General features: G+C 33.8%; 1 pseudogene. It reads right to left on the reverse strand.

Features of this window, described 5'->3' with window-relative positions:
* Positions 1-128: 128 nt before the first annotated feature.
* A pseudogene (locus J7338_RS20620) lies at positions 129-417 on the reverse strand (cold-shock protein); the annotation flags it as partial.

The raw sequence follows: 417 nt of genomic DNA on the forward strand, positions 1-417 counted from the left end.
AAGAAATGAATAGGGGTCAGATCACTTGCTTCATAATACTTTGTCATAATTGCTCAGTGACGGCTGTTCTGATGCAGGCATATGAGTAGTGTTATGAAGTGACAAACCTGACCCTGTAATTCTTAAAGCTAATATTTTTGCTTCAATACTACAAATAGCGCTATAAAGACTATTATTGTCAAAATAACCAAACAACCTGTGTAATTTTTTTCTAATTGCTTTCTTCTGGCTTCACTTTCTTGATCATAAGTGGCTTTAAACTTTACGGCAGTTTGTTCTAATTGTGACTTTAATGAGGCTTCACTTTTAGCTTCTTGCTCTTTAGTGTCACAAGGTATTTTTTCTGTGACTAAAGCAAAATCACCTTTAAATGCATGTACGGTATAATTGTAATTCCCGTCTGCAAATGTATTTTTT

It is taken from the genome of Pseudoalteromonas ostreae (genome assembly GCF_018069805.1).
Taxonomy (GTDB): Bacteria; Pseudomonadota; Gammaproteobacteria; order Enterobacterales; family Alteromonadaceae; genus Pseudoalteromonas; species Pseudoalteromonas ostreae.